Source organism: Cereibacter changlensis JA139 (genome assembly GCF_003034985.1).
In the GTDB taxonomy this organism is placed as follows: Bacteria; Pseudomonadota; Alphaproteobacteria; order Rhodobacterales; family Rhodobacteraceae; genus Cereibacter; species Cereibacter changlensis.
Genome location: NZ_PZKG01000048.1, coordinates 1 through 12,276, shown reverse-complemented (window position 1 = coordinate 12,276; position 12,276 = coordinate 1). Strand labels below are relative to the sequence as shown.

The window sequence follows — 12,276 nt, the reverse complement described above, 5'->3', positions numbered from 1 at the left end:
CATGGCCGACGCCTTCGCCGATCTGCACGCCGCCGCCGCGGCTCTGGGCACGAAACTCTTCACCGTCACCGTCCACGACCCCGAGGCGCATCTCTTCCGCCGCGCCTACACCTCGCATCCGATCGACTACCCGACCTCCGGCACCAAGCCGATGGTCGAGGACGACTGGAGCCGGCTGGTGATCGGCGAGGGCCGGAGCTTCGTCGCCAACACCACCGCCGCCTTCGCGCCCTATTTCCCGGATCACGAGCTGATCAACGCGCTCGGCTGCCATTCGGCGATGAACATCCCGGTGAAGCGCGGCGATGGCGCGGTGGTCGGCACGGTGAACCTGCTTTCCGACGCCAACCACTTCACCTCCGAAAAAGCCGCCGCCTACGAGGCGCTGGTGGACGAAGCCACCCCCGCCCTGCTCCGCGCCATCGCCGCCTCCCCGCTGGCCTGAGCCGCCCGAAGCGGAACCGCGGCTTCATCCTGGCCCAAATATCCCGCCCGAGGCTCCGCCAGAAGCCCCCGGCGCGCCCGTCAGGCCTCAGGCGGGATGACCCCCTTGCGCAGCAGGAAGCAGCCGTAGAACCGCCGCTCCCCGGTCTGGATCACCGCATAGGCCGCCTTCGCCTGCTCGTAGAAGGCGAAGCGCTCCACCGCCACCATCTCCCGCGCCCGCCCCTCGGCCGCGTCGATCTTCGCCTGCACCTCGATCTGCACCGCCGGCCGCTCCTCCGCCGCGCCGACGACTTCCATCCGCCCGGCGAAATCCTCGACGAAAGTGTCGAGCGGCAGCACCGAGAGCACCGCCTCCACCGCCTCGGCGGCGGTCAGGTTGTCCATCCGCAACAGCTCGCCGAAGGCGGTCTGCCGGGCGATGGCGTCCGCCGGAAAATTGGTGTCGGCGATCACCAGCACATCGCCATGCCCCATCGCCCTGAGCGCATAGAGCACCTCCGCGTTCAGCCGCGGATCCAGACCTTTCAGCATCTTCCCCTCCTCAAGGACCATGCCCGAAGCAATGCACCATCCACGCCCGCCGCGCCAGATCCACCGGCGGGCGGGCCCCGCCGGACCCAAGCCCGTTGCGGCATGGGACCATCTGGCATATTACCATATCAGCATTTCCCCAGATCCCGGTCCCCGCCATGACAGCCGATGCGCTCCGCCTGCACCCCGACGACACTGTCCTGATCGCGCTGAAGGACCTGCCCGCCGGCGCCCCGCTGGAGGGTTTTTTCACCGCCAGCGCCATCCCGCGCGGCCACAAGATCGCGGCGAGGCCGCTGGCCGCCGGCGACACCGTGCTGCGCTATGGCCAGATCATCGGCGTCGCCACCGAGGCGATCGCCGCCGGGGCGCATGTGCACAGCCACAATCTCGGCATGGGGGCGCATGACCAGGACCACGCCTTCGCCAGCGCCGTCCGCCCCCTGCCCGCCCCTGAGCGCCCGCGCAGCTTCATGGGCTACCACCGCGCCGGTGGCTCGGTCGGCACCCGCAACTATCTCGGCATCCTCACCTCGGTGAACTGCTCCGGCTCGGTCGCCCGCTTCATCGCCGAGGCGGCGGAGAAGCCCGGCTGGCTCGACGCCTTCCCGAATGTCGACGGCATCATGCCCATCGTGCATGGCACCGGCTGCGGCATGTCCGGCAAGGACGAGGGCTATGACACGCTGTTCCGCACCCTGCAGGGCTATGCCCGCAACCCGAATTTCGGCGGCATCCTTCTGGTCGGGCTCGGCTGCGAGGTGATGCAGATCCCCGACCTGATCGGCGCCGGGCGGATGCGGGCCGACGGCAATTTCCGCTACATGACGATCCAGCAGACCGGCGGCACCCGCAAGACCATCGAGCGCGGGCTCGAGGTGCTGCGCGAGATGGCCGAGGTCGCCAACCGCGCCACCCGCCAGCCCGCCGGGCTGGAGCATCTGACCGTCGGCATGCAATGCGGCGGCTCGGACGGCTATTCCGGGATCACCGCCAACCCGGCGCTCGGCGTCGCCTCCGACCTGCTGGTCGCGCATGGCGGCACCACCATCCTGTCGGAGACCTCCGAGATCTACGGGGCCGAGCACCTGCTGACCCGCCGCGCGGTGACGCAGGAGGTCGGGCAGAAGATCCTCGACCGGATCCGCTGGTGGGAAGACTACACCGCCCGCAACGGCGGCGAGATGGACAACAACCCCTCGCCCGGCAACAAGCGCGGCGGGCTGACCACCATCCTGGAAAAGTCGCTGGGAGCCGTGGCCAAGGGCGGCTCGGCGCCGCTGACCCAGGTCTACAAATTCGCCGAGCCGATCACCGAGAAGGGCTTCGTCTTCATGGACAGCCCCGGCTACGACCCCTGCTCGGTCACCGGCCAGATCGCCTCGGGCGCGAACCTGATCGCCTTCACCACCGGGCGCGGCTCGGTCTCCGGCTACAAGCCGACGCCCTGCATCAAGCTGGCCACGAATTCCGAGATGTATGAGCGGCTGGCGGAGGACATGGACATCAACTGCGGCGATATCGTCACCGAGGGGGTGACGCTGGAGGCGAAGGGGCGGGAGATCTTCGAGCTGTTCCTGCGCGTGGCGTCCGGCGAGGCGACCAAGTCGGAGGAGCTGGGCTTCGGCGGGGCGGAGTTCGTGCCCTGGCAGATGGGCGCGGTGATGTAGCCGGGAGAGCCGCCCTCGGGGGCATCGAGCCCCCTCGGGCGGCGCTGCCGCGACGGGACCTTCGGCGCCGCGCCGGGGTTCGGCGTCGCATGAGTATTTGGGCCAAGAAGAAGCCGCAGGGGCGCATGGTCGCGGCGGCGGGGCCTTGACGGGCGCGGGGCGGGCGGGCCTTCTGGCGGCTGTGCAGCTTGGCCGGAGGACGACCCCGATGAAGATCAACGACATTCCCTACCGCTCGATCTGGGTCGAGGAGGGCGAGGTGCGGATCATCGATCAGCGCTGGCTGCCGCATGAGTTCCGCATCGTCTCCTTGGCGGAGCGGGGGGAGTTCGCCACGGCGATCCGGGACATGTGGGTGCGGGGGGCGCCGCTGATCGGGGCGACGGCGGCCTGGGGGGTGGCGGTGCAAATGGCGGCGGACCCGTCGGATGCCTCGCTGGCGGAGACCTGGGAGGTGCTGCACGCGACGCGGCCGACGGCGATCAACCTGAGATGGGCGCTCGACGAGATGCGGCGGGTGCTGGCGCCGCTCCCCCCGGCCGAGCGGGCGGCGGCGGCGGCGGCGCGGGCGGCGGCGATCTGCGACGAGGATGTGGAGATCAACCGGCGGATCGGGGTGGCGGGGCTGGAGGTGATCCGCGGGATCGCGGCGCGGAAGGCGGGGCCGGTCAATATCCTGACCCATTGCAACGCCGGCTGGCTTGCCACGGTGGATTGGGGGACGGCGACCTCGCCGATCTATCACGCCATCGAGGCCGGGATCGGGGTGCATGTCTTCGTCGACGAGACCCGGCCGCGCAATCAGGGGGCGCTGCTCACGGCCTGGGAGATGGCCTCGCACGGGGTGAGCCACGAGCTGATCGTGGACAACGCGGGCGGGCATCTGATGCAGCATGGCGAGGTGGATCTGGTGATCGTCGGGACGGACCGGACCACGGCGAATGGCGACGTCTGCAACAAGATCGGCACCTATCTGAAGGCGCTGGCGGCCAAGGCGAACGGGGTGCCGTTCTATGTGGCGCTGCCCTCGCCCACCATCGACTGGACGGTGCGGGACGGGCTGGCCGAGATCCCGATCGAGGAGCGGTCGGGGGCGGAGGTGACGCATGTCCAGGGCAAGGACGGGTCTGGGCGGGTGATCTCGGTCCAGATCTCGCCGGACGGGACACCGGCGCGGAACCCGGCTTTCGACGTGACCCCGGCTTCGCTGGTGACGGGGCTGATCACCGAACGGGGGGTCTGCGCCGCCGAGCCGGGGGCGATGCGGGCGATGTTTCCCGAGGCGGGGGTGTGATTTTCACGCGTGAAAATGAGGCTAAGTGGCTGATTATGAATACTTTATTCAGAATCTGTTAATGTTCCGTAAACCAATGAAGCAGGTGACGTTTGACTGTCACTTAACCCCACGCAGCAAAGCAGCAGACGTTCATGAGCACAGGGTATCGACACAATCACTATGTTCCAGAGTGGTATCAGAAACAGTTCCTCCCTGCTGGGACAACACGTCACCACTACCTGGATCTAAAGCCGGACAGAAGAACTAGCAACGGGCACAGCTTTCTTCGCAAGAACCTACATTTCTGGGGCCCGAAACAATGCTTCGCGCAGGATGATCTTTACACGACGAGGTGGGGTCACGTCGAAAATCGTGACATTGAAAAGTTCTTTTTTGGCCATTTTGACACTACTGGCCCGAAAGCTGTAAAGCACTTCGCCAACTTTCAATTTAACTCTGACGCAGGGGAAGCACTCACAACTCTGCTCCCGTATATGAGTGTACAGAAACTGCGAACGCCAAAGGGTCTCGCATGGCTACGAAAAACTTTCAAAACTCGCGATAGGAACAGTACCCTTACGCAACTTCAAAGGTTGCAAAACTTGTTTTGCGCCATCTGGGGCGAAGCTGTCTGGCAAATAGCCGACGCAACTCACTCGGCAACTAAGTTTATAATATCAGACCATCCGGTTGTAACTTACAACCGCGAGTGCTTTCCCGGCTCTCGTTGGTGCATTGGCGAAAACGACCCCGATATCCGCTTTGCTGCGACCCATACATATTTTCCTCTTTCGTCTGATAAAGTCCTGATTCTGACGAACTTAAACTGGGCTCGAGATCCATATCAAAACCCCATGACGCTGCGCCCTAATCCTAGATTCATGAGATCCGCAGCATTATTCAAGATTACCGACATTCAACATGAGCGGCACCTTACAGAAGAAGAAGTTATCGAAATTAACTACATAACCAAGATGCGCGCACTGCGCTACGTTGCTGCAGCCAAAAGAGAATGGCTGTTTCCCGAAAAATATCTTCGTTCAAAAAACTGGCGAAAACTCGGCGATGGGTACCTACTTATGCCAGATCCCCGTCACATTCACGGCGGCGGCAAAATGTTCGTCGGCTATAAAGGCGGGCGGAGTGAGAGCTGGAGTGAATATGGGCATAGACCGTGGGAAGGGGGATACGAAGACGGTGCACGACAAGAACGCGAATGGGCTGCAATGCAAAAGTTTAAAACCGAATGGGCGGCGACATATGGCCCAGATTACCGGGGCGTACTTTATGATGTTGTCTCTCACAGAGATGGTGTCAGACGGAGCATGGGTGAGGAGTGGCATCGCGAAGAGTGCGAGCGAGACGCTCATTACATTAAACTGCCGGGTGAGCAAGCACGCCGTAGAAAACTTAGACGTTGAAATCAGTTTATGAGGATCAACCCTGAGTTTCCCAGTGCGAAGCAGTCCAGAAACGTCCACCTAGAAAAGGAGCGAAGTTTGACTGGATAGCAAAAACCCCCGCAGCATCGTGCACCGGCGTTTCCCTACCCCCTCGTCCCCCGCATCAGCACCACCGCCGCGATCGAGAGCAGCAGGATGGCCGAGGCCTCCAGCACGATGTTCTGCGGGTCCATGTCCTTGCCCTGCAGCACGATCAGCCGGGCCAGGGCCGTGATGGCGATGAAGATCGGGAAGACGAAGGGCAGGCCCGTGCCGGTGTAGAAGACGGCGACCATGGCGATGACCTCGGTGTAGAGGAACATCAGGAGAATGTCTCCGAGGCCGACGGTGCGGCGCTCGATGAGAGAGGCGATCTCCATACCCGTGGCGGCGAGGGTCATCAGGGCGACGAAGATCAGGAGGGCGTGCTCGACGGCGCTCAGGGCGCGGACCACGAGGGTGCGGGGCGGCGGCTCGGTGCGGGCGCCCTCGCCGGGATCGGCGGGCTGCGGGGCGGCGCCGGGCGGCAGGGAATGCGGGTCGGGGGACGGCGGCAAGGAAGGCATGGGAACACTCCGGCACTGGGACAGCAACGGGGTGAAGGGTAGCGGCGGCGGGGGCGCGCGGCAACGGGGTCGCGCGCCCTGCGGGTGGGGGGCCGGTCAGGCGGCGGGTTGCGCGAGGAAGAAGCGCAGCATCTCGCGGCTGGCGTCGGGCCCCTCGGGGGCGGTGTAGCTGCCGGCCGGGCTGCCGCCGGACCAGGCGTGGCCGGCGCCGTGCAGCAGCCAGTGCTCGGCGCGCGGCTGGCCCTTGGCGTCCTCGTGGACGATGCGGGTGAAGCCCATGCCGCCGGGCGAGGCGCCGGTCTCGGTCCTCGGTTTGAGGGTCGGGTCGGCGGGCGGGGTGAACTGGGCCAGCACCTGGGCGCCGTTCACCGGGCTGACGGTGGCGTCGCGGTCGCCGTGGAAGACGATCGCGGGCATCGCCTGGGCCGGGCCGCCGCTGCCGCCCTGGCGCATGGCCTGGAAGGCGGAGGCGACCGAGGTCGCCGCGCCCTGGGCGAGGCCGGAGTGCACGCCGATGGCGGCGTAGAGCTCGGGGTAGCAGGCACCCATGATCGCCGCCGCGGCGCCGCCGGCGGAAAGGCCGGCGACATAGACCCGGGCGGGGTCGATGTTGTGGGCGGCCATGACCTCGCGGGTGATGCCGGCGATGAGGGCGGGCTCGCCCTGCCCGCGCTGCTGGTCGCCGGTGTTGAACCAGTTCCAGCAGCGCTGCATGTTGGCGCTCTGCGGCTGCTCGGGCCAGACGGCGACGAAGCCGATCTCCTCGGCCAGCGCGTTCATGCGGGTGCCGGCGGCGAAATCGTCGGGGGTCTGGGTGCAGCCGTGCAGCATGACGACGAGCGGCAGCGGGCCGTCATGGCCCTGCGGCACGTAGAGCTTGTAGCTGCGCCGGCCCTGCGGGGCGCTGAAGCTGTGGCTGGTGAAGCGGCCGGGGGTTTCGGGGGCGCGCGGTTTCGCCTTGGGGCGGGGTTTCGCGGCGGGGCGCAGCGACCAGGGCTGCGAGGGCGCGCCGGGCGGGGCGAGGTCGATCACGTCGGGGTCGATGTGCGGGGCTGCGGGCGCGCCGGAGACGGTGTCGCGGATCAGCGCCATGGCTTCGGAGAGACGGCCCTCTCGGGTCAGGCGGGTGGCTTCCGCCAGTTTCGGGTTCATGGGGTCGTCCTTTTCAGCGGAGGCGATCGGAGAGGGCTGCGCGGACTTCGGGGCTGGCTTGCAGCGAGCCGAGCACGTGCAGGCTGGCGATGGTGGCGCGGGCGAGGTCGGGCGGGACGTCGCGGGCGATGATGGCGAGGCCGAGCACCTGGATGTGCAGTTGCTCGCCCGCCGCCTGCACCGCCTCGAGATCGGCGCGGGAATAGCTGCGCAGCCCGAGGTCGAGCTGGTGGCGGGCGACGGATTTCTCCACCGCCTCGCCGTGGCGGTCGAGTTGGGCGCGGATGGCGGTGCGGATCAGGTCGCTCCGGTTGGAGTAGAAGCCCTCCTGCACCAGGAGGTCGATGCGGCCGAGGTCGACATAGCCGAGGTTGATGGTGATCTTCTCGGAGTCGGCGCCGCGGGGTCTGAGATCCTGCACGTTTCCTGTCATTCCACCAGCCCTTCGCCATCCATGTGGATGGTATATGGCTGGATATGCGTCGGGGGCAAGGGGTGCGGGCAGGTTTTTGCTGCGGATGCAGCATGTCTTTCTGCGGGCGCGAAGGCGGGAATGAAAACGCAGCCTCCCTGCGAAGGCTGCGCCGGGGCCCGGAGCGGGGTCACGGGCTTGCGGTGCCGGTCGCTACATCAGCTTGCCGGGCTTGTCGCGCGCGGCGCGCGGCTTGTCCTCGGCCTGCAGGATCGGGTGATCCTTGCCGGTGGTGGTGGTGTGGGACGGCGACTCCGCCGGGCGGGCGGCAGGCTCCGGGCGGTAGGGCGGCGGCTCGCTGTAGCCGGTGTGCCGTCCGCCGGTGGTGTTCAGCGTGGCGGCGCTGCGGCTGGAGACGCCATAGCCGTAGAGGCAGATGGCGAGCAGACCGCCGAAAACGATGATCGCAAGCAGGAATTCCATTCCGGTCTCTCCCTTGGTGACATGAGCAGGTGATCCGGATGAACCGCGGCCGCCGCGCGAAGTTCCGTGGACGAAAGGCGGTGGCGGCAAAGCGCCGTGGCCCCGGCAGGCGGCAAGCCGCCGACCGGGGCCGGGGGTCAGGCGAAGCTGACGACGTTGTGCACACCGACGTCGGGATCGCTGTCGGTCATGTTGGCCTTGGCGATCTCGTAGGCGAAGCGGCCCGTGCTGGAGGTCGAGGCCCAGAGCGCGGCGCTGTCCAGGGTGACGGCGATCATCGTGAGGTCCGGGTCCTCTTTGCCCTCGAACCAGGCGCCGACGATCGGGTTCCACATCTCGTCGAGCTTGGCGCGGTCCATCTCTTCGGTGATCGGGCCGGACATGCAGGCATGGAAGTCCTGCCCCTTGGCGACCAGCACGAAATGCGCGGTGCTGCCGGGGCCGATGGCCTTGAACAGGTCGGTGCTGCGCTTGGTCAGGAACCAGAGCTTGCGGCCAGCCTCGTCGGCGTGATGCGACATCGGCTGGAAATGCTGGCCGGAGCCAACGATGCCGAGCATCCCGGCGCGGGTGTCTTCCAGCTCTTTCCAGAGCAGTTTCTTCGGATCGGTTTTTGCGAGGTCCGTATCGGACATGAGTGGCTCCTCGTGAGGTTTGGTTGCCGGCCTCAACCGATCTCGGCGGCGTTCGTTCCCTCTGCCCCCTCCCCGCTTCCCGCCGCTCGCGCAGGCGGCACCGCAGAGGGATCGCGCAACGCGGCGGAGGCCCTGCGGTTCCCCCGCCGAATCGCCGGAGGGCGGCGGAACAAATTCCCGTCGCCTCCTGTTTTACTGCCGAGACGGGTCGACGAGACCCCCCAATCACTGCGCGAGGAGATGAGCATGCAGACCGATAAGACAAAGCCGGGTGCGGCGGACGCCAGCGGATCGCAATCGCGTCCGGGTCTCGCGGATCAGGCGAAAGACGCGGCACGCCGCGAAATGGATGATGCCCGCGAGCGGCTTCACGGCGCCGCCGACAAGGCGCGCGGCGAGGCCTCCCGGGCCGGCCGCAGCGTGCAGAGCCTGATGATGGACGAGATCGACAAGCGCAAGGGCATGTTCTGCGAGGGTCTGGAAGGCGTGGCGCATGCTATGCGCAAGGCTGCCGACGATCTCGACAAGAACGACGACGCCCCCGCAGCGCCGCGCATGGTGCATCAGGCCGTGAACACCATCGAGGACATGGCCGACCGGCTGAAGGGTCAGTCCGCCGAGGACATCGGCCGCAACCTGTCGCGCTACGGCCGTGAGAACCCGGCGCTGTTCGTCGCCGGCGCGCTGCTGGCCGGCCTCGCCGCCGGTCGCTTCTTCGTCGCCAGCGGCTCGGGCAAGCGCGGCTCGCGCGACTGGGACGAGGACGAGGACGAGGAGCTGATCGAGCGTCCGCCGGTCATGGCGCGCGGCCCCAAGGGCCACACGCCGGGCGATACCGCCTCCTATGGCTCGGGCCGCCACGAGGATCTGCCCTCCGGCACCGGAAGCGGCGCCGGCATGGCGACCGGCGCGGGCCAGGGGTCGAACCCGGCCCCCTCCTATGGCCAGGGTGCATCCCAGTCCGGCGTGAAGCCTGCTGGCGGAACTCCGGTCAGTCCCGCCTCCACCGGCCCCGCCTCGACTGGCCCGGCCTCCAGCTCGCCGGTCTCCACGCCCTCCGGCGCCACGCCCTCCAAGCCGGGCTTCACCCCCTCGGGAGCCAAAGATGGAACGTCCTGAGCGGGAGACCCCGAACGGCGGCCGGTCGATCGCCGATCTGCTCGGCGATCTGGTCCGCGACCTGACCGGACTGGTGCGGACCGAGGGCAAGCTGGTCCGCGCCGAGATGATGGAGGCCGGCAAGACCATGGCGGTCGGCGCCGAGATGATCGCGGCGGGGGCCATCCTGCTGCTCGTCGCCCTTCTGGTGCTGGTCCAGGCGCTGGTCGTGATCCTTGCCCATTGGGTCGGGCCGGCCTGGGCCGCGGTCATCGTCGGCGTCGTGCTGGGCCTGATCGGCGCGATGCTGATCCTGCGCGGCAAGAAGGACCTGAGCGCCGCCAATCTGGTGCCCGAGCGCACCATCGAACAAACCAGCCGTGATGCACGGCTTGCACGGGAGCAAATCTGATGAGCGATACCGCAGACCATCTTGAACGCGAAGTCGAGGCCCGCCGCGCCAGCGTTGAAAGCACGCTGGACGCGCTGAAGGAACGCATGTCGGTAAACCAGGTGATCGATGAGGTCGGCCAGTTCATCGGCGTCGAGGACGCCCGCGCCGCGCTGCACACCGCCGGCCGGCAGGTGCGCGAGAACCCGGTCGCGCTCGGCATGATCGGCCTCGGCCTCGCCTGGCTGGTGCTGGGCAACTCCGGCAAGGATCGCCGCAGCGGTTACGACGGCTACGCAGGTCGTTCGGGCAGCTACGAGCCCTATTCCGGCGGCTCGCGCGACTGGCGTGACGAGCGCTCGGGCCGCGGCGTGATCGACAAGGTCGTCGGCGCTGTTTCTGGCGCGGCGGAGAGCGTCGGCCATGCGGCCTCGGCGGCGGGGGAAAAGATCTCCTCCACCCTCGGCGGCGCCCGCGACCGCGCCTCGCATTACGCCGACGATATCGGCGAGCGTTCGGGCTCGATGCGCGACAGCGCCTATGACCGTGCGGCGCATCTGCGCGAGGACATGGGCGCGCGCGGCGACAGCCTGCGCCACCGCGCCGGCGACTTCCGCAACGCGGCGGCCGACCGGGCCGACGACCTGCGCCACCGGGCGAGCGACTTCCGCCATGCCGCGGCCGACCGCGCGGGCCACATGCGCGACCAGGTCTCGACCACTCTGGAACAGCAGCCCTTGCTGATCGGCGCGGTCGCGGTTGTGGTCGGCGCGGTAATCGGCGCCGCCCTGCCCCGCACCCGGACCGAGGACCGGATGATGGGCCAGTACCGCGACGACCTGATGGACGAGGCCCGCGCCGCCTCCGCCGGTCTGCGCGACCGGGCGATGGATGCGGCGCATCACACCTATGACGCGGCCGTTGATGCGGCGCGCGACGAGGGTCTGGTGCCGGAGAAGGGCGAGACCGTCGCCGCCAAGCTGGAACGCGTCGCAGGCGCGGCGGTGCAGGAGGCCAAGGACCAGGTCGACCCGGTGCTGCACGGCGAGAAGGACGAGGCCGGGAAGTCGGAGATGGGCAAGTCGGGCGCGGACAAGCCCGAGGCCGCCAAGACCGGCTTTGCGGCTCAGGACGCCGGCAAGACCAAGGTCTGATCGGGTTTTGAAACGACAGAGGGGCGGGCATCTTGTCCGCCCCTTCGCATGCCCGGGGCTCGTGTCTTCCGACATGCCATTGGGCGAGGTTCCGCTCCTGCCCGGCGCCACCGCACCGCGTCGCGCCTCTGTAGGGTGGGATTCCACCCCGCCGCGCTTCCACCCCGGCAAGGTGCGGCTCCCCCGCTTGCGCCGGACGCGCCACGCAAGGCACCGTAGGGTGGGGTTTCACCCCACCATCAGCGCCGCCGACAAAGCCACGCCCCTGCTGCGACGTGGCCGCAGCGTGGGGTTTCACCCCACCCTCCTCTGCTAGAAAGACAAAGGGCGGGGAAATCCCCGCCCTCTCACATCACGAATAGATCGGCGGCGTCTGCTCGCCCGGGTCGGGGAGCGGCGGGTCGCCGGCGGGGATCGGGTCCGGGTCGGGCATCGGATCGGGATAGGGGTCCGGGCCGGGATCGGGCATGGGATCGGGCATCGGGTCCGGCTGGGGGTCCGGCTGGTTCGGTTCGGGATGCGGGGGATCGTTGGGGCCAAGGGTCCGGGTCATCTGCGACTCCTGCTTGTTGCTCGGCGGTCCTGCCGCCTCGTTACAAAAGTCCGGGCGGCGGCCGAAGGTTCCCGGTGTCGATGTCGCAGTCGAACCCTCCGGGCCGGGGGAAGCCTGCGACGCCGGAGCGCGAGGGTAGATCGACGGCGCGGGTGATGGCGATACTTGGCGCGGCGGACGCCTTCGCGCGGACGGCGGAGGGTGCCGCCGTCAGAACCGGCGGCTGAGCCAGGGGGAGCCGGTGACGCCGAAGCGCCAGGGCAGATCCACGGCGCGGGTGATGCCGATCCGGGGGCCGGCTAGGCGCTGCGATGGAGGCAGAGAATCGGGTTCCAGCCGGAGGTCCGCGCCGTCGAAGGCTGCGCCGTCATCCGAGGGGCCGATGGCCAGCGCCTGGCCCAGCTTGCCGGGGCCGGAGCAGAGCTGGCGCGGGTCCTGCTGGCCGCGGCGCTGCCGCATCAGATCC

Annotated in this window: 15 protein-coding genes; 7 read left to right on the top strand and 8 right to left on the bottom strand. The window is 67.9% G+C overall.

The features are described from left to right. Nucleotide 1 precedes the first annotated feature (1 nt). Complete coding sequence (locus C5F48_RS11890; RefSeq protein WP_107664132.1) at nt 2–445, top strand: GAF domain-containing protein; 444 nt, start codon at nt 2–4, stop codon at nt 443–445. A gap of 80 nt (nt 446–525) precedes the next feature. Here the strand turns inward: C5F48_RS11890 and C5F48_RS11885 are convergent, their stop codons facing one another. After that, complete coding sequence (locus C5F48_RS11885; RefSeq protein WP_107664131.1) at nt 526–978, bottom strand: RbsD/FucU family protein; 453 nt, start codon at nt 976–978, stop codon at nt 526–528. A 158-nt stretch (nt 979–1,136) separates the two neighbouring features. Between C5F48_RS11885 and C5F48_RS11880 the strand changes: the two genes are divergently transcribed. From C5F48_RS11880 to C5F48_RS11870, 3 genes are all read left to right on the top strand, one after another. Beyond that, nucleotides 1,137–2,648 carry a UxaA family hydrolase gene (locus C5F48_RS11880; RefSeq protein WP_107664130.1) on the top strand — a complete coding sequence of 504 codons (1,512 nt, stop codon included), beginning with the start codon at nt 1,137–1,139 and terminating at the stop codon, nt 2,646–2,648. Nucleotides 2,649–2,856: 208 nt separating this feature from the next. Beyond that, entirely contained in the window at nt 2,857–3,942 is a 1,086-nt protein-coding gene (mtnA, locus tag C5F48_RS11875) for an S-methyl-5-thioribose-1-phosphate isomerase (RefSeq protein WP_107664129.1), read from the top strand. Nucleotides 3,943–4,076: 134 nt separating this feature from the next. Further along, nucleotides 4,077–5,345 (top strand): DUF4238 domain-containing protein, encoded by a 1,269-nt coding sequence (locus C5F48_RS11870; protein WP_107664128.1) that lies wholly within the window; start codon nt 4,077–4,079, stop codon nt 5,343–5,345. Between the two features lie 125 nt (nt 5,346–5,470). Here the strand turns inward: C5F48_RS11870 and C5F48_RS11865 are convergent, their stop codons facing one another. The 5 genes from C5F48_RS11865 to C5F48_RS11845 form a co-directional block, all read right to left on the bottom strand. Next, nucleotides 5,471–5,932: a phosphate-starvation-inducible protein PsiE gene (locus tag C5F48_RS11865; RefSeq protein ID WP_107664127.1), complete on the bottom strand. Its 462-nt coding sequence runs from the start codon at nt 5,930–5,932 to the stop codon at nt 5,471–5,473. A gap of 96 nt (nt 5,933–6,028) precedes the next feature. Beyond that, entirely contained in the window at nt 6,029–7,084 is a 1,056-nt protein-coding gene (locus tag C5F48_RS11860; protein ID WP_107664126.1) for an extracellular catalytic domain type 1 short-chain-length polyhydroxyalkanoate depolymerase, read from the bottom strand. Between the two features lie 13 nt (nt 7,085–7,097). Next, nucleotides 7,098–7,517, bottom strand: coding sequence for a ribbon-helix-helix domain-containing protein (locus C5F48_RS11855; RefSeq protein WP_107664125.1), 420 nt, complete (start codon nt 7,515–7,517; stop codon nt 7,098–7,100). A gap of 192 nt (nt 7,518–7,709) precedes the next feature. After that, entirely contained in the window at nt 7,710–7,979 is a 270-nt protein-coding gene (locus tag C5F48_RS11850) for a hypothetical protein (protein ID WP_107664124.1), read from the bottom strand. A 137-nt stretch (nt 7,980–8,116) separates the two neighbouring features. Further along, entirely contained in the window at nt 8,117–8,614 is a 498-nt protein-coding gene (locus tag C5F48_RS11845; RefSeq protein WP_107664123.1) for a pyridoxamine 5'-phosphate oxidase family protein, read from the bottom strand. A gap of 246 nt (nt 8,615–8,860) precedes the next feature. Here C5F48_RS11845 and C5F48_RS11840 point away from each other — a divergent pair, with 246 nt between their 5' ends. Genes C5F48_RS11840 through C5F48_RS11830 form a run of 3 tightly spaced genes read left to right on the top strand, consistent with a single transcriptional unit; the run spans nt 8,861 to nt 11,257 of the window. After that, nucleotides 8,861–9,733: a hypothetical protein gene (locus C5F48_RS11840; RefSeq protein WP_107664122.1), complete on the top strand. Its 873-nt coding sequence runs from the start codon at nt 8,861–8,863 to the stop codon at nt 9,731–9,733. Then, nucleotides 9,720–10,124: a phage holin family protein gene (locus tag C5F48_RS11835; RefSeq protein WP_107664121.1), complete on the top strand. Its 405-nt coding sequence runs from the start codon at nt 9,720–9,722 to the stop codon at nt 10,122–10,124. The genes C5F48_RS11840 and C5F48_RS11835 overlap by 14 nt, the downstream gene beginning before the upstream one ends. Beyond that, a complete protein-coding gene (locus tag C5F48_RS11830; protein ID WP_107664120.1) occupies nt 10,124–11,257 on the top strand; it encodes a DUF3618 domain-containing protein in 1,134 nt (377 codons plus the stop codon). Before C5F48_RS11835 ends, C5F48_RS11830 begins: the two co-directional genes overlap by 1 nt. A 352-nt stretch (nt 11,258–11,609) precedes the next feature. On the opposite strand, the gene C5F48_RS11825 is transcribed toward C5F48_RS11830, so the two are convergent. Then, nucleotides 11,610–11,810, bottom strand: coding sequence for a hypothetical protein (locus C5F48_RS11825; protein ID WP_107664119.1), 201 nt, complete (start codon nt 11,808–11,810; stop codon nt 11,610–11,612). A gap of 210 nt (nt 11,811–12,020) precedes the next feature. After that, nucleotides 12,021–12,276 (bottom strand): DNA-3-methyladenine glycosylase (locus tag C5F48_RS11820; RefSeq protein WP_181247693.1); only part of this gene is annotated, 256 nt, incomplete at its 5' end.